The sequence below is a fragment of the Herbaspirillum sp. SJZ107 genome (assembly GCF_006715485.1).
In the GTDB taxonomy this organism is placed as follows: domain Bacteria; phylum Pseudomonadota; class Gammaproteobacteria; order Burkholderiales; family Burkholderiaceae_D; genus Telluria.
Map to the genome: position 1 here is coordinate 498,405 of NZ_VFNH01000003.1, position 14,996 is coordinate 513,400.

Sequence of the window (14,996 nt, forward strand, 5' to 3'; positions counted from 1 at the left end):
TTTGACTCCGGCGCCGGGCACCGTGTCCGGTGCCCATTGCGTATGTATTACTTGAGCTCGGCCTTGGCGCCAGCTTCTTCCAGCTTCTTCTTAGCGGCTTCAGCGTCAGCTTTCGGCAGGGCTTCCTTGACGGTCTTCGGTGCGCCGTCAACGACGTCCTTGGCTTCTTTCAGGCCCAGGCCGGTGATTTCACGGACGGCCTTGATGACGCCGACCTTGTTCGCGCCGACTTCGGTCAGCACGACGTTGAACTCGGTCTGCTCTTCAGCAGCCGGAGCAGCAGCGCCGCCGCCAGCAGCCGGTGCCGACATTGCAGCTGCCGACACGCCGAACTTCTCTTCGAAAGCCTTGACCAGGTCGTTCAGTTCCATGACCGACATTGCGCCAACTGCGTCCAGGAACTCTTCTTTGCTAATTGCCATTTGAAACTCCAGATATTTGTATATGTAGATTAATGCTCGAAAAAAAAGACGTCAGCTTATTCAGCTGCTGCGGTTTCTTCAGCCGGAGCTGCCGAACCTTCGCCTTTTTGTGCTGCGACTGCAGCCAGAACACGTGCAAAGCCGGAAACCGGAGCCTGCATGACGCCCAGCAGCTGGGCGATGAGGACTTCACGGCTCGGGATGCTTGCCAGCGCGCTGACGCCGGCCACATCCAGGTTCTTACCAGCGTAGTTACCGCCCTTGACGACCAGCTTGTCGTTGGTCTTCGAGAAGTCGGAAATCACTTTGGCTGCTGCAACGGCGTCATCCGAGATCGAGTAGATCAGCGGACCAACCATCGAATCAGCCAGCGGTGCGAACTGGGTACCTTCGACCGCACGACGGGCCAGCGTGTTCTTCAGAACACGCAGGTACACGCCTTGCGAACGAGCGGTTGCACGGAGTTTCGTCAAAGCACTAACCTGGATGCCACGGTATTCGGCCACGACGATGGTTTGCGCAGTTGCTACTTTTGCGGAAACTTCTTCGACGACGACCTTTTTGTCATTCAGATTAAGACCCACGGTCAATCTCCTTAAATGATGCAAGGAAAATTCCCCACATCGGTTCGAACACGGCGTCCGAAGTTAAGAAGCGAGACTAGCGGATGAAACTTCGCAGCATCGACTACAAAACTTGTTCGGGTTCGCCATCTGCGTTGGGTGTTCTATTAACCTCCTGCCCAACCACTGCATTCGGCCCAACGGTCTTTGATTGCCTGGCAGCTTTCACTGCCAGCCCAAAGATCTGCCCCGTGGTGTTCTACGGGGACTTAATTCTTTATTGCTTAGGCAGCCAGAGTGCCGTGGTCAACGCGGACGCCAGCGCCCATGGTCGACGACAGAGCAACCTTGCGCAGGTAGATACCCTTCGACGAAGCCGGCTTGGCTTTGTTCAGGGCGTCGATCAGCGCGACCAGGTTGGTCTTCAGCTGGTCGTCCGAGAACGACTTGCGGCCGATGGTGGCGTGCACGATACCAGCCTTGTCGGTACGGTACTGAACCTGACCGGCCTTGGCGTTCTTGACGGCGCCAGCCACGTCCGGGGTCACGGTGCCGACCTTCGGGTTCGGCATCAGGCCGCGCGGGCCCAGGATCTGACCCAGGGTACCGACGATACGCATGGTGTCCGGCGAAGCGATCACGATGTCGAACGGCATGTCGCCGGCCTTCACGCGGTCAGCCAGGTCTTCCATACCGACGATGTCGGCGCCGGCGGCACGTGCCTGCTCGGCTTTTTCGCCCTGGGCGAACACGGCGACGCGGACGGTCTTGCCGGTACCAGCCGGCAGAACCACGGAACCGCGGACGACCTGGTCCGACTTCTTCGGATCCACGCCCAGTTGCACGGCGACGTCGATCGACTCGTTGAACTTGGCGGTAGCGAATTCTTTAACGATCGCAACGGCGTTGTCGAAAGCGTAGACCTTGTTACGGTCGACTTTGGCTTTCATTTCTTTTGCGCGCTTGGACAGCTTAGCCATTTAGATACCCTCCACCGTGATGCCCATCGAACGTGCCGAGCCGGCGATGATGCGCACTGCTGCATCCATGTCGGCAGCGGTCAGGTCCGGCTGCTTGGTTTTTGCGATTTCTTCCGCTTGGGCACGGGTCAGCGTGCCGACCTTGTCGGTGTGCGGCTTGGCCGAACCTTTGGTGATGCCAGCGTACTTCTTGATCAGGTAGGTTGCCGGCGGAGTCTTCATCTCGAAGGTGAAGGACTTGTCCGCGAAGGCGGTGATCACCACCGGAATCGGCATACCCGGCTCCATGCCTTGGGTACGGGCGTTGAACGCCTTGCAGAATTCCATGATGTTCAGACCGCGCTGGCCGAGTGCCGGGCCGATCGGAGGGGATGGGTTTGCCTTACCAGCTGCCACTTGCAGCTTGATAAAACCGACGATTTTCTTTGCCATGATAGGCTCCTTGTCGATTATGAGTGGTAGCGCTCCGACCGATACCACTTATCCGGCGGAGCTCCTCTTATCGGATTCCGCCTTGCTGCTGCGACGCTCCGATTGGGCGCTTTAGACTTTCTCTACCTGCCCGAACTCCAGTTCCACCGGAGTTGCGCGGCCGAAGATGGTGACAGTGACACGCACCTTCGATTTTTCGTAGTTGACTTCTTCGACGTTGCCGTTGAAGTCGGTGAACGGGCCTTCCTTGATACGCACCTGCTCGCCCACTTCGTACAGCACTTTCGGACGCGGCTTTTCGACGCCTTCCTGCACCTGCTGCATGATCTTGTCGATCTCGCGGGCTGGAATCGGGGTCGGCTTGTTGCTCTTGCCGCCGATGAAGCCGGTGACTTTCGGCGTATTCTTGACCAGGTGCCACGACTCGTCGGTCATTTCCATCTCGACCAGCACGTAGCCCGGGAAGAAACGGCGCTCGGTGACCGACTTGCTGCCATTCTTGACCTCGACCACTTCTTCGGTCGGGACCAGAATGCGGCCGAATTGTTCCTGCATGCCGCCGCGCTCGATACGCTCGGTCAGGCCACGCATCACGCTCTTTTCCATGCCCGAGTAGACATGCACGACGTACCAGCGCTTGGTGCTGACCGGGACACTCAGGGGCGCACCAGCGTCTGCTGCCGGAGCATCGCCCGGCACGTCATCTTGTACGTTTTCGCTCATTATTGTTTCCACCCCAGAACAACGTCGTACATCAGGAATTCGAGAATCTTATCCGTGCCCCACAGGAAAATCGCCATCACGAGGACAAAGCCGAACACCACCAGGGTGATCTGCGTTGCTTCCTTGCGGGTGGGCCAGACAACCTTCTTCGTCTCGCGTACGGACTCTTTGGCGAAGCCCAGGAAATCGCGACCGGTAGCGGAAGTCCACAACAGCAGGACGGCAACGACAAGACCAGCCACGAGTGCGCCTGCGCACATCAGAGCTGGTTTGTTCTGGCCTTTCAGGATGAAGAAGCCAACCACGCCTGCAATCGTAGCAACCACTGCCAGTGCAACCTTGAACTTGTCATTCGAGGTGCTGACGGTTTGCACGGATTGATTAGACATACTTATTTTACTTTCGGGTGCCTGGCACCGAATTCGGTGGCAGGGGAGGAGGGAATCGAACCCGCGACCTTCGGTTTTGGAGACCGACGCTCTGCCAATTGAGCTACTCCCCTACATAAACTGCTCGTTGAATCGAACATTATACGCGATGTGTAGGCATCGCACAATGTTCTGTTGTTGGGCGGAACAGGAACGTTCCGCCCGACGGCAAGGCAGGGAATTCACGGGACAAGGTCCCGTGCCTGCCGAGCGGCCTGCCCTTGCAGGGCAGGCCAACTACTTCTACTTGCTTCTGGCTGATTAGGCCAGGATCTTGGCAACCACGCCGGCACCGACGGTACGGCCGCCTTCGCGGATTGCGAAGCGCAGACCTTCTTCCATCGCGATCGGAGCGATCAGCTTGACGGTGATCGACACGTTGTCGCCTGGCATGACCATTTCCTTGTCTGCCGGCAGTTCGATCGAACCGGTCACGTCAGTCGTACGGAAGTAGAACTGCGGACGGTAGTTGTTGAAGAACGGGGTGTGACGGCCGCCTTCGTCTTTCGACAGAACGTAGATCTCGCCGGTGAAGTGGTTGTGCGGCTTGATCGAGCCCGGCTTGGCCAGAACCTGGCCACGCTGGACGTCTTCACGCTTGGTGCCGCGCAGCAGCAGGCCGACGTTGTCGCCAGCTTGACCCTGGTCCAGCAGCTTGCGGAACATTTCCACGCCGGTGCAGGTGGTCTTCACGGTGTCGATGATACCGACGATTTCGATCTCTTCGCCGACCTTGATGATGCCGCGCTCGACACGACCGGTCACCACGGTACCGCGGCCCGAGATCGAGAACACGTCTTCCACCGGCATCAGGAAGGCGCCGTCAACGGCACGTTCCGGGGTCGGGATGTAGCTGTCCAGGGCTTCGGCCAGGCGCTCGATGCACGCTTCGCCCATTTCGCCCGGCTGGCCTTCCAGCGCCATACGTGCCGAACCTTTGATGATCGGCAGGTCGTCGCCAGGGAACTCGTACTTCGACAGCAGTTCGCGGACTTCCATTTCGACCAGTTCCAGCAGTTCTGCGTCGTCGACCAGGTCGCACTTGTTCAGGAACACGATGATGTACGGAACGCCAACCTGACGCGCCAGCAGGATGTGCTCGCGGGTCTGCGGCATCGGGCCGTCAGCGGCCGAGCACACCAGGATCGCGCCGTCCATCTGGGCAGCACCGGTGATCATGTTCTTGATGTAGTCGGCGTGGCCCGGGCAGTCGACGTGCGCGTAGTGACGGTTCGCGGTTTCGTACTCGACGTGCGCGGTGTTGATGGTGATGCCGCGTGCTTTTTCTTCCGGAGCCGCGTCGATCTGGTCGTAGGCCTTGGCTTCGCCGCCGAATTTCTTCGACAGAACGGTTGCGATTGCAGCCGTCAGGGTGGTTTTGCCGTGGTCAACGTGACCGATGGTGCCGACGTTGACGTGCGGCTTGGTCCGTTCGAATTTACCTTTTGCCATTTCTTGACTCCTAACGATGTTTGAAATTACCAGGCACGCCTGACGGGCGAGTACTACGACTGCCGCTTTGAATTCTGGTGCCCTTGACGTGGATTGAACACGTGGCCTCTCCCTTACCAAGGGAGTGCTCTACCACTGAGCTACAAGGGCTTATTTGAAACTGGAGCGGGTGAAGGGAATCGAACCCTCGTCATAAGCTTGGAAGGCTTCAGCTCTACCATTGAGCTACACCCGCACGAGGTACTTCTTCAACTCACTTCTATTCGATTCAACTTCACGACTTCTTCAATTTGGTGGTGGGGGCTGGATTCGAACCAGCGTACTCAGAGAGGGCAGATTTACAGTCTGCTGCCTTTAACCACTCGGCCACCCCACCGCGAAGAACCGCAGAGTATGAAGAACGAACAATCTATTGTCAACTAAATCTACTTCTTCTGATTCAGCTCACATAGTTGCTGTTGCTTCGGGGCGTGATTGTAGCGACCCGACTGCAGTTCTGCAAGGGTGTTTTTTCAGGAACTGCAAGAAAGTTGAATAACCTTAGAAGAAAAGCGCCGCTCAGCTTCCCGACAGCGCCGCCAGCACCTGCCCCTTGAGCGCCTTGATCAGGGCAGTCTCGTCCGGGGGCACGCCTTCCGGCGCCGGCACCGCGCGGTCCGCATAGAACAGTCCCAGCTGCGCCTTGCCCAGCACTAGCGGCAATACGATGAAGCTGCGGGCGTCCGGCAGCAGGGTCTTGTGCCAGGCCGGCAGCAGGTCGCGGATCTTGGGGCTGGATGCGTCCGCGATCATCAGGTCGGCGTCGTTCTCCATCGCCAGGTGGAAGAGATCGCGGCTGGAGACGGTGGAAAAGGCAAAGCCGGCCTGCTGCCCGGCCGGCGCCGCGCCGAACGAGACGCGCGCACGGAACTGGCCGGCCCTGGGATCGCGCAGCACCACGGTGGCGAAGCGGAACCCCAGCGCCGTGTACAGGGTTTCGAGCACGGCGCGCACCACGTCGTTGACCTTGCCCTGCCCCGAGGCGCGCAGTTGGGTCACGTCCTGCACCCCGGCCAGCAGCAGCTCGCGCGCATTCTTCGGCTTGCCGCTCGGGTGGCTGCCCTGCTCTTCCCCGTTGCCGAGGGTGGCCAGCAGCAGCACGTTGGGCAGGCCGCCGCTCTCGCCTTCCTTGTCTTCCTGCGGACGCGGCAGCGGCTCCAGGTTCATGCTCTGCAGCAGCGCGCTCATTTCGCGGGCGACATTGCCGAACAATTCGTCGAGCTGGCGCGCATCGAGGTTGAGGGCATTGCCGTAACGCGCCAGCAGGGCCTGCGCCTGGGCACTGCCGGCCGGATCGGCGCCATGGGCCAGCAGGCGCGCCACGTCGAGGCTGAACGAGGCCACCTGGCGCATCCATTCGCCGCGGTTCAGCGCGGTCTTCAGCACGCCGTCGGGCAGCGCGCGCTGGGCCCGCAGGATCACATCCGGGATCTGCCACTCGCCCAGCACCGCTTCGGACAGCGCGTCGTAGCTGCAGCCGAGGATCATCTGGGCCGCCTGGACCGGCGTGTGCCTGGCGCCGGCGGTCAGCGCATTGATCTCGCGGTAGCGCTCGTGCGCATGCGAGGCCACCAGCAGCGGCCCCAGGTTCTTGAACAGGGCGCCGATCGACGCTTCCTCGGCGCCCTGGTAAAAGCTGTGGCGCGCCATCTCGCGCCCGACCAGGCTGGCGCACAGCGAGGCTTCCAGTTCGACCCGCACGCTGTACACGTGCTCGCTGCTGCCGAGCGCGTCGACCAGCAGCATCGCCAGCGCGGTGGTCTTGACGTTGTCGAAACCGAGCAGCGCAATCGCACGCGAGATCGTGGTCACCGAGGTGCCGGACGCGGTGCGGTACTTGACCGTGTTGGCCAGGCGCAGGATGCGCTGGGTCAGGGCGACGTCGGACAGCACGTAATAGGCAAGGTCGTGGGTGCCCTGGTCGTCCGAGGACGCCATCTGCACCACCCGTGCGACCGAGCTGCCGAGGGCGAACATGTCTTCGTCGCCGCAGACCTTGTTCAGCAGCGCGGCGCGCACCCGGCGCCGTTCCGATGCATCGTCGACAGTAGCTGCATTGGCCATGAGGCGTTACCCGGCTTTCTTCGGTTGCGGGACCGGCGAACCCTTGCCGTACTTCTTGAGGATCTGCTGGTGCAGCCCGGCCAGTGCCGGCAGTTTCGGGTTGACCGGGTCGAGGCGGCGCACGCCGGCGATGTAGCCGAGCGCCTGCTGGCCAAGGCGCTCGTCCCAGCCGCCGTTGTCCAGGTATTTCAGTACGGCCAGCGCAGCGTTGAACACGACCTGCGGATTGTCGGGCAGCTTGCCCACGGCTTCCTGCATCAGCACCACGGCACCCTTGAAATCGCCTTCGCGCGCACGCGCGGCACCGCCGGCGACCAGGTCGACCACCTGCTGGCGGCTTTCCTGCGCCAGCTTCTGGGCCAGCTCGGCCTGGCCGGCCTGCTCGAACACGGCCATCGCGCGCGCGACCCCGGCACCGTTGCGGGCGTTGCGCATGACTTCGCGCACCACTTCGGCGGCGCCCTCCTCCATCCGGTTCTCGATCGCGACCCGGGCCAGTTCGAGCTTGAGTTCCGGACGCAGCTCGGGGGCATCGCGGCTGCCGGCCAGGGCGCTGGCCAGGGCTTCGTTCAGGCGCGCTTCGTTGCCGGTGTACTCGTGCACCATGCTGGAGGCGATCGCGCTGCAGACGGTGGTGTGCTTCTGGAAGGCCATCGACTTGTCGAGGTCGCGGATCACCGCGGCGGCCTGCACCGGATCGCCCTTGCGCACCAGGGTCTGCACCAACAGGACGTGGTCTTGCGGATCGCGGAATTCGGAATACTTGGCCTTGCTCACGACCTGCTTCAGGATCTTTTCGGCGGTGTCGTGGTCACCAGCTTCGAGCGCGGTTTCGCCCAGCTTGCGCAGGCGCCGCACCGCGTGCGGCGACACGCCCACCGCGTCGGTGAGCACCTCCTGCGCCTTGTCGAGCGCGCCGACCGCCTCATGGGTGCGCGCCAGCCAGTCGTAGGCGTCGACGAAGTTCTTGTTGCTGTCGACCAGGTGTTCCAGGATGTCCTGGGCTTCGCCATAGCGTTCGCGCAGGAACAGCGTCTTGGCCAGGCCCAGCCGCGCCCAGGCGATCGCCTTGGTCTCGATCAGCTTGCGGTAGAGCGGTTCGGCCTGCTCCGGTTCGCCCAGGAACATGTGCAGCTCGGCGCGCAGGCGCATGAAGTCGACCAGGTAGCGCGGGTGCCGGGCTTCGCCGGCGAGGCAGGCGTCGATCGCTTCGCGCTGGCTGCCGGCCTCCATCAGGCGGTACACCGGCAGGAACACGTTGCGCTTGTCGAGGGCGCGCGCGATGCGCTCCAGCAGGCGGTCGGCGGTGAAGGGTTTCAGGATGTAGTCGGTAGGACCGAGCTCGGCGGCGCTGACGACCTTGCCGTAGTCGCCCTCGGCGGTGACCATGAAGAACATGGTCGCCAGCGGCATCAGCTTGTGGTGGCGGATGTCTTCCAGCAGTTGCTGGCCATCCTGGCCGCCCTCGAGCGCGTATTCGCACAGGATCAGGTCGTAGGGCTTGCTGCCGAGGTGCTTGATCGCCTGGTTGGAACTGCCCACGTGGTCGACCTTGCTCAAGCCGCACAGGGTGAGCATGTTGTGGATGGTCGCACGCATTCCGGCATGCGGCTCGATGATCAGCGCGCTGAGGCCGTCAAGTTCATTCATGGTTCCGGTCGTTTCCGTATTTGCCTGCGTCGGGCCTGGCAGGCTGCATGGGCCCGCTGCTGGACCAGTATATTACGTCCAGGAATCAAATTACTTGAATCGGCAAGGGGTTGACGAGAGGAAATTCTCTTAAAACCACACTTTGCGGCAGAAATGGGACAAACGGGGATTCAGGCCAGCGCCGGGCGGCGCGCACCGGTGCATTCGGCGCGCGGCGCGCCGACCAGGATGTTCTGGTAGCGCACTTCGTACTTGCCGGCGGCCAGCTTGTCGATCAGGAATTTGGTACGGCCGAGCACGTAGGCATGACGCACGTTAGAGCGGCGGTCGAGGTCGTACAGCTTGACCAGCACCGGCGATGGATTGTTGCTGTTATCGACCAGCACCTGCATTTCCTCGCCCTGGTTGCCGAGCGGGTAGCCGTCGATGTAGCCGGACTGGGACGGCCACGGCTCGCCGTTCGGCGACACCTGGCTCTGCAGGTCGGTATCGCAATCCGGGGCGCGCGCCGGTACCACCAGCTGGGTCACGGCGAGCGCCTTGACGTCGGCCGGGGCATCGGACTGGCCGGCCGGGCGGGCCCAGCCGTCGCTGCCGGTGTCGGCGGGCGCATCGGCTGACGACGCCGGCACCGCGCCCGAAGCGGAGACGGCGGCCACCGCGGCAGCCGATGAGGCCGATGCAGCCGGCGGCTTGCCGGCCCAGGCCAGTGCCGCCGGCAGCGCGCGCGGCGGATCGGACAGCAGGAAGGTCAGGCCGGCGCCGCCGGCGAAGAACAGCAGCATCGCGCCCCACCAGCGCGGATCGCGCAGCACCTGCCAGCGTGCCGGCGCCTCGACCTGACGCGGTTCCCAGTGGGCGTCGCCGCGCGGCTTGTCGCGGCCCTCGTCGCCATGGGTGCTTTCCAGCCACTCGACTTCCCACTCTTCCGCCGCGATCCAGTCGTCGTGCTCCTTGCGGCGCACGGGATCGGACAGGATGTTGTAGGCGGTATTCACGATCGCCATGATGCGGGCAGCGCGCTCGTCGCCCTGGTTCTTGTCGGGATGGTATTTCTGGCTCAACGCCTTGTAGGCCGCGCGAATGACTTCCTGCGGTGCGTGGCGCGACACCTTCAGGTTGTCATAATGGGTATGGATCTTGGCCATGGCTCGAGGTCGGGTTTAGCTCAGGGAGGCGCGCAGTACAGCATAGCCGTGTTTGTGTCCAAAACGCAAGATATCACAGGCGGTGCGAACGGTCGGCGCGCACGATCGCCGGATCGAGTTCGACATCCTTTCCGACCACCAGCACCTTGAACAATTCCCCCATCTCGGCCGGCGACACCAGCTTTTGCACCGCCTTCGATTGCGGCAGGTAGCGCAGCGCATCCTCGGGGTCGGTCCGCATCAGCAGTTCGCCGATGCCGGCGGCCAGCAGGAAGCTGGCCTGACTCATGTAGCCCAGCACCTCGAGTCCGGCATCCTGGGCGGCCAGCGCCATCGCCGTGAAATCGACGTGGGCGGTGATGTCCTGCAGGCCCGGCAAATAAAAGGGGTCGGGATGGGCATGGTGGCGGTAATGACACATCAGGGTGCCGCCGGTGCGCTCGTCGAAATAGTATTCGTGGGCCGGGAAGCCGTAGTCGACCAGGATCGCGGCGCCCTTGCCACCTTCGAACATGGTGGCCAGCGAGCGCATGAAGCCGCAGGCGACCGGGTGGATCTCGGTCAGGTAACCGTCCTGCAGGGTAGCGGCGTCCGGAATCTGGCGCTCGATCTGTTGCAGCAGTGCCGCGTCGGCCTCGGCCGGCAGCAGCGTGAAGGCACCCTCGCGGATGCCGACCATCTGGCGCCGCCACGCGCTGCCCTCCTTGACCACCAGCTCGACCGGCATCGCGTCCAGCACTTCGTTGCCCAGCACCACGCCGCGGAAGGCATCCGGAAAGCCGCTGAGCCAGCGCACCTGCGGAAATTCCTTGAGCGCTTCCTGCTGGCGCGCCTGCAATTCGCCGGACAGCTCGACGATCGTGTAGCTGTCGACCTGCACGCCCATGTCAGCCAGCGCGTTCAGCACGTCGCGCGCCAGTTTGCCGGTGCCGGCGCCGAATTCGATGATGTTGGGGCCACTTTGCGCCATAATAGCGGCGGCCGCGCGCGCCAGCGTGGCGCCGTACAGGGGGCTGATCTCGGGGGCGGTGGTGAAGTCGCCGTCCTCGCCGAGCTTGGCCGCGCCGCCGCTGTAATAGCCGAGCCGCGGCGCATACAGCGCCAGCTCCATGAAGCGCGCAAAGGGAATGGCGCCGCCTTGTTCGGCGATCTCGGCAGCGATGGCTTGCTGCAGGGCTTGGGACGCGGCCAGCGCGTCGCTATTCGGTGCGGGTAGGGACATCCGGCCATTGTAGCCAACATCACCACGGATCAACAACGCGGCGTCCTCCGGCGCCGCATCGACAAGATGAGTATGCAAGGACAGGAACGCGCGCCGGTCGCGCTGGTCACCGGCGCCGGCCGCCGCATCGGACGCGCGATCGCGCTCGGCATGGCACAGGCCGGCTGGGACGTCGCGGTCCACTACCGCCAGTCGGAAGCCGAGGCGCAGGAAGTGGTGGCGGCGATCCAGGCCCTCGGCCGCCGCGCCGTCGCCCTGCATGCCGACCTGGCCAATGAAGCCGCGGTACGGGCCCTGCCCGGCCAGGCGGTCCACCTGCTGGGCCGCCTGGATTGCATCGTGAACAACGCCTCGTTGTTCGAATACGACAAGCCCGACGATTTTTCACCGGCGCTGCTGACGACCCACATGCAGTGCAATGTGGCTGCCCCGCTGCTGCTGGCGCAGGCCCTGCATGCGCACGTCGCCGATGGCGAGCAGGCCGTGGTCGTCAACCTGCTGGACCAGAAACTGTACAATCTCAACCCGGATTTTTTGTCGTACACGCTGTCCAAGGCGGCACTGCACACCGCCACCACGATGCTGGCGCAGGCGCTGGCGCCGAAGCTGCGCGTGGTCGGCGTCGCCCCCGGCATCACCATGGTGTCCGGCGACCAGAGCGAGGACGGTTTCGAGCGCGCCCACACGGTGACGCCGCTGGGACGCTCGTCGACGCCGCAAGACATCGTCGACGCCGTGTGCTACGCAGCCCGGGCGGCGGCCCTGACCGGCACCACCCTGCTGGTCGACGGCGGCCAGCACCTGGTGCCGCTGCAGCGCGACGTGATGTTTTTAACTAAATAAAGGTAAGTCCTATGTTGTCCGCCCTGTCCCACCCGCAGCTGCGCGATTGCCGCCGGCTGTTCCTGCGCAATTACGAAGTCATGATCAACATCGGGGTGCATGACTTCGAGAAAAAGGGCGAGCAACGCGTCCTGATCAATGTTGACCTGTACATTCCACTCGCGCAATCGACGCCGAAGGACGACCAGCTCGAGGAAGTGGTCGACTACGACTTCATGCGCGAGACCATCGCCCGCCGCATGGCGCAGGGCCACGTGCAGCTGCAGGAAACCCTGTGCGACGACGTGGTCAAGGCGATGCTGGCGCATCCGCGCGTGCGTGCGGTGCAGGTGTCGACCATGAAGCCGGACGTGTATCCCGACTGCGAAGGCGTCGGTGTCGAAGTATTCCAGATCAAGGATCAAGCATGAGTGAAGTGATTGAGCAGGCCGTGCCGGCTGCGGACAAGCAGGCCGAGAAGCAGGCGTACGAAAACAACAAGCTGCACAAGCGCCTGTGCCGCCTGGTCGGCCAGGCCATCGGCGATTTCAACATGATCGAGGATGGCGACAAGATCATGGTCTGCCTGTCCGGCGGCAAGGACAGCTACGCCCTGCTCGACATCCTGATGACGCTGCGCGAGCGCGCGCCGATCAAGTTCGAGCTGGTCGCCGTCAACCTCGACCAGAAACAGCCGAACTTCCCGGCCGACGTGCTGCCGGCCTACCTGGACAAGCTGGGCGTTCCGTACCACATCGAGAACCAGGACACCTACAGCATCGTCAAGCGCCTGATCCCGGAAGGCAAGACCACCTGCTCGCTCTGTTCCAGGCTGCGGCGCGGCATCCTGTACCGCGTCGCGGACGAACTCGGCTGCAACAAGATCGCCCTCGGCCACCACCGCGACGACATCCTCGAAACCTTCTTCCTGAACATGTTCTTCGGCGCGAAGATCAAGGGCATGCCGGCCAAGCTGGTGTCCGACGACGGCAAGCACATGGTGATCCGCCCGCTGGCCTACGTGAAGGAAGCCGATACCGAGCGCTATGCGGAAGTAAAAGGTTTCCCGATCATTCCGTGCGATTTGTGCGGTTCCCAGGAAAACCTGCAGCGCAAGCAGATCAAGGCGATGCTGCGCGACTGGGAAAAGAAACACCCGGGCCGCGTGGAAAACATCTTCTCGTCGCTGTCGACCGTGGTGCCGTCGCACCTGATGGATCGTAACGCCTTCGGCTTCGTCGACCTGAAGACCGACGGCGTGGCCAATCCGGACGGCGACATCGCCTTCGACGAGGAGCCGTGCTCGACGCCGGCGGCCTCGAGCTCGACCATCTCGCTGCAGCGCATCGATTCCTGAGCGCTGCGCAGCCTAGGTGCCCGGCATCAGGATGTCGGGCGCCGGCACCGGTGCCGGCGCGGGCAAGCCCTCGGCGTGCGCCGGCCTGCCCTTCCCTTCGCCCGCCGCATTCAGCGGAAACGGCACCCCCAGATAGAGGTTGTTCATCGCGACCACGTTCGACGACGTGCTGTCCACATAAATTCCGCCGCGCGTCGATCCCATGAAGGTGTTGTTCGAGATCAGCGTGCGGCTGCCGTAGGTATAGGCCAGCTGGATGTGATATTGGAAGCGGCTCGGCGTGGTGCCGCCGCTGCGCCGGTTCAGCACGGAATAGGTGCAGTTCGAATCCATCAGGTTCGACATGATCGTATGGCCGCCGGTATCGGTGTACTTGGTGCGGTCGCCGCCGCCGTACAACTGGATGCCGTTGCCTTCGTTATTCGACAGCAGGTTGCCGTAGACCGTGCACTTGCTGGTGCCGTCATCCAGGCCGATGCCGACGCCTTCCGTGCCATTGTCGAGCGGACCGCCGTAGTTGATATTAAAACGGCAGACGTTCAAGCGTATCGTATGGCCGGATACGGCATCCTGCCCAGCCACCGACGACAGTTCGATGCCGCGGCCGTAATAGTTCGGGCTGAGGGTGCCGCCATTCGCATTGCAGGTATTGCCTTCGATAAGGAAGGCCCTGGCCACGCCGTTGATGTGAATGCCGAAATTCATGTTGTTGCTGCAGTTGTTGTAGCCGACGTAATTGCTATCCCCGTTATTGATGAAAATCCCCGTCAGCATGCCGGTCACGGTATTCCGCTCCAGCGTAGCGCTCGCACCGCGCACCAGGTAGATGCCGTTCGCCCCGCGGTTGCGGCTGTAAGCGGTGCCGGGCGGCGGCGACACGCGGTTGCCGCTGATGACGAGACGCGTGAGGAACAGCGTGGCCGCATAGGTTTCGCAGCGGATGCCATGGGAAGTGCTGGTGCCGCCGCCGCGGTGATAGATCGTATTGCCGGCGATCCGGATACTGTCGATCGCGACGTTGCCGGCCACCAGGATGCCGTGATTCGCATAGGCGGCGCTGTTGTTGACGACGTCGAGCACGCAGCCGGATACCGTCACCCGGCTTTTTTCGAACATGTAGATGCCGGCGCAATTCGAGGTGACGTTGCTGTTCTCGAAGATGCAGTCGTTGCCGAGCCAGATGATCGCGACGTCGCTCGCTTCCGGCAATGCGGTATTGCGGATGTCGAGGTTGCGGTAAGTGATGAAGTCGCGCTCCTGGCGGTACACCGCGATCGAAGCGCCGTTTGCCGGCGTGGTGGGCGCGCCCGGCAGCAGGATGACCGGTTTTGGCCGCGATGGGTCGTCGCTGCCGTCGGCACCGTAATACGCCCCGACCGTGATGCGCTGGGTGGCGGTCCCGCTCGCCGCCAGCCGGAACACGCCGGCATAGGTGGTGCCGCGCTTTTGCAGGTAGGTATTGCCGGGCGCCCAGGTGACGCCCGTCCATGACCTGAAAGGGCTGGCCAGCGTGCCGTTGCCCGGACCGGGGACGGAGGGATCGATGTAATAGGTCGCCATGTTGTTCACCCATTTGGAGTCGGTAAAAGGGCCAGTCGCCCGGCAATACCAGACTAGAGCGTATGCAGGATGGGTTCCTTATCGGGCATCAAGCAAGCGTCGAGCTCGCTCCTGTCGGGTTTCTCGACCATGCC

Annotated in this window: 15 protein-coding genes and 4 tRNA genes; 3 read left to right on the plus strand and 16 right to left on the minus strand. The window is 62.8% G+C overall.

The genetic code is table 11. The features are described 5' to 3' along the window. Positions 1–47: 47 nt before the first annotated feature. From rplL to FBX97_RS20365, 15 genes are all read right to left on the minus strand, one after another. Entirely contained in the window at positions 48–422 is a 375-nt protein-coding gene (gene rplL / locus FBX97_RS20295; RefSeq protein ID WP_141835858.1) for a 50S ribosomal protein L7/L12, read from the minus strand. Positions 423–478: 56 nt separating this feature from the next. Then, positions 479–1,006, minus strand: coding sequence for a 50S ribosomal protein L10 (gene rplJ, locus FBX97_RS20300; protein ID WP_141835859.1), 528 nt, complete (start codon positions 1,004–1,006; stop codon positions 479–481). A 263-nt stretch (positions 1,007–1,269) separates the two neighbouring features. After that, entirely contained in the window at positions 1,270–1,965 is a 696-nt protein-coding gene (gene rplA, locus FBX97_RS20305) for a 50S ribosomal protein L1 (RefSeq protein ID WP_141835860.1), read from the minus strand. Beyond that, positions 1,966–2,397 carry a 50S ribosomal protein L11 gene (gene rplK, locus FBX97_RS20310; protein WP_141835861.1) on the minus strand — a complete coding sequence of 144 codons (432 nt, stop codon included), beginning with the start codon at positions 2,395–2,397 and terminating at the stop codon, positions 1,966–1,968. 111 nt (positions 2,398–2,508) lie between these two features. Then, positions 2,509–3,120 (minus strand): transcription termination/antitermination protein NusG, encoded by a 612-nt coding sequence (gene nusG / locus FBX97_RS20315; RefSeq protein WP_141835863.1) that lies wholly within the window; start codon positions 3,118–3,120, stop codon positions 2,509–2,511. Continuing rightward, positions 3,120–3,509, minus strand: a complete 390-nt coding sequence (gene secE, locus FBX97_RS20320; RefSeq protein WP_141835864.1) for a preprotein translocase subunit SecE — start codon at positions 3,507–3,509, stop codon at positions 3,120–3,122. The genes nusG and secE overlap by 1 nt, the downstream gene beginning before the upstream one ends. 37 nt (positions 3,510–3,546) lie before the next feature. Beyond that, positions 3,547–3,622 (minus strand) — tRNA-Trp (locus FBX97_RS20325). Between the two features lie 187 nt (positions 3,623–3,809). Continuing rightward, positions 3,810–5,000 (minus strand): elongation factor Tu, encoded by a 1,191-nt coding sequence (gene tuf, locus FBX97_RS20330; protein ID WP_141835865.1) that lies wholly within the window; start codon positions 4,998–5,000, stop codon positions 3,810–3,812. Positions 5,001–5,075: 75 nt separating this feature from the next. Then, positions 5,076–5,150: transfer RNA gene (locus FBX97_RS20335), tRNA-Thr, on the minus strand. Positions 5,151–5,161: 11 nt separating this feature from the next. Continuing rightward, positions 5,162–5,235: transfer RNA gene (locus FBX97_RS20340), tRNA-Gly, on the minus strand. 56 nt (positions 5,236–5,291) lie between these two features. Then, a tRNA-Tyr gene (locus FBX97_RS20345) sits at positions 5,292–5,376 on the minus strand. 182 nt (positions 5,377–5,558) lie between these two features. After that, positions 5,559–7,103: an HDOD domain-containing protein gene (locus FBX97_RS20350; RefSeq protein WP_141835866.1), complete on the minus strand. Its 1,545-nt coding sequence runs from the start codon at positions 7,101–7,103 to the stop codon at positions 5,559–5,561. Positions 7,104–7,109: 6 nt separating this feature from the next. Further along, positions 7,110–8,753, minus strand: a complete 1,644-nt coding sequence (locus tag FBX97_RS20355) for a tetratricopeptide repeat-containing response regulator (protein WP_141835869.1) — start codon at positions 8,751–8,753, stop codon at positions 7,110–7,112. Between the two features lie 170 nt (positions 8,754–8,923). Next, positions 8,924–9,901, minus strand: coding sequence for a J domain-containing protein (locus FBX97_RS20360; protein ID WP_141835872.1), 978 nt, complete (start codon positions 9,899–9,901; stop codon positions 8,924–8,926). A 73-nt stretch (positions 9,902–9,974) separates the two neighbouring features. Beyond that, positions 9,975–11,123 carry a class I SAM-dependent methyltransferase gene (locus FBX97_RS20365; protein ID WP_141835875.1) on the minus strand — a complete coding sequence of 383 codons (1,149 nt, stop codon included), beginning with the start codon at positions 11,121–11,123 and terminating at the stop codon, positions 9,975–9,977. 72 nt (positions 11,124–11,195) lie between these two features. On the opposite strand from FBX97_RS20365, the gene FBX97_RS20370 reads away from it, so the two are divergent. The 3 genes from FBX97_RS20370 to ttcA are packed head-to-tail and all read left to right on the plus strand — an operon-like array spanning position 11,196 to position 13,302. After that, the gene (locus FBX97_RS20370; RefSeq protein WP_141837076.1) at positions 11,196–11,966 is read left to right on the plus strand and encodes an SDR family oxidoreductase; all 771 of its coding nucleotides are present in this window, start codon (positions 11,196–11,198) and stop codon (positions 11,964–11,966) included. Positions 11,967–11,977: 11 nt separating this feature from the next. Then, positions 11,978–12,376, plus strand: a complete 399-nt coding sequence (locus FBX97_RS20375) for a dihydroneopterin aldolase (protein WP_141835878.1) — start codon at positions 11,978–11,980, stop codon at positions 12,374–12,376. Next, positions 12,373–13,302 (plus strand): tRNA 2-thiocytidine(32) synthetase TtcA, encoded by a 930-nt coding sequence (gene ttcA, locus FBX97_RS20380; RefSeq protein WP_141835881.1) that lies wholly within the window; start codon positions 12,373–12,375, stop codon positions 13,300–13,302. The genes FBX97_RS20375 and ttcA overlap by 4 nt, the downstream gene beginning before the upstream one ends. Positions 13,303–13,314: 12 nt before the next feature. On the opposite strand, the gene FBX97_RS20385 is transcribed toward ttcA, so the two are convergent. Next, a complete protein-coding gene (locus tag FBX97_RS20385) occupies positions 13,315–14,862 on the minus strand; it encodes a right-handed parallel beta-helix repeat-containing protein (RefSeq protein WP_141835883.1) in 1,548 nt (515 codons plus the stop codon). Positions 14,863–14,996 lie beyond the last annotated feature (134 nt).

Excerpts from the sequence above, each read along its gene's own strand:
- rplA (WP_141835860.1), bottom strand. The coding sequence starts at position 1,965 with ATGGCTAAGCTGTCCAAGCGCGCAAAAGAAATGAAAGCCAAAGTCGAC.
- secE (WP_141835864.1), bottom strand. The coding sequence starts at position 3,509 with ATGTCTAATCAATCCGTGCAAACCGTCAGCACCTCGAATGACAAGTTC.
- FBX97_RS20375 (WP_141835878.1), top strand. The coding sequence starts at position 11,978 with ATGTTGTCCGCCCTGTCCCACCCGCAGCTGCGCGATTGCCGCCGGCTG.
- FBX97_RS20355 (WP_141835869.1), bottom strand. The coding sequence starts at position 8,753 with ATGAATGAACTTGACGGCCTCAGCGCGCTGATCATCGAGCCGCATGCC.
- tuf (WP_141835865.1), bottom strand. The coding sequence starts at position 5,000 with ATGGCAAAAGGTAAATTCGAACGGACCAAGCCGCACGTCAACGTCGGC.
- FBX97_RS20365 (WP_141835875.1), bottom strand. The coding sequence starts at position 11,123 with ATGTCCCTACCCGCACCGAATAGCGACGCGCTGGCCGCGTCCCAAGCC.
- FBX97_RS20350 (WP_141835866.1), bottom strand. The coding sequence starts at position 7,103 with ATGGCCAATGCAGCTACTGTCGACGATGCATCGGAACGGCGCCGGGTG.
- FBX97_RS20385 (WP_141835883.1), bottom strand. The coding sequence starts at position 14,862 with ATGGCGACCTATTACATCGATCCCTCCGTCCCCGGTCCGGGCAACGGC.
- nusG (WP_141835863.1), bottom strand. The coding sequence starts at position 3,120 with ATGAGCGAAAACGTACAAGATGACGTGCCGGGCGATGCTCCGGCAGCA.
- FBX97_RS20360 (WP_141835872.1), bottom strand. The coding sequence starts at position 9,901 with ATGGCCAAGATCCATACCCATTATGACAACCTGAAGGTGTCGCGCCAC.
- rplK (WP_141835861.1), bottom strand. The coding sequence starts at position 2,397 with ATGGCAAAGAAAATCGTCGGTTTTATCAAGCTGCAAGTGGCAGCTGGT.
- ttcA (WP_141835881.1), top strand. The coding sequence starts at position 12,373 with ATGAGTGAAGTGATTGAGCAGGCCGTGCCGGCTGCGGACAAGCAGGCC.
- FBX97_RS20370 (WP_141837076.1), top strand. The coding sequence starts at position 11,196 with ATGCAAGGACAGGAACGCGCGCCGGTCGCGCTGGTCACCGGCGCCGGC.
- rplL (WP_141835858.1), bottom strand. The coding sequence starts at position 422 with ATGGCAATTAGCAAAGAAGAGTTCCTGGACGCAGTTGGCGCAATGTCG.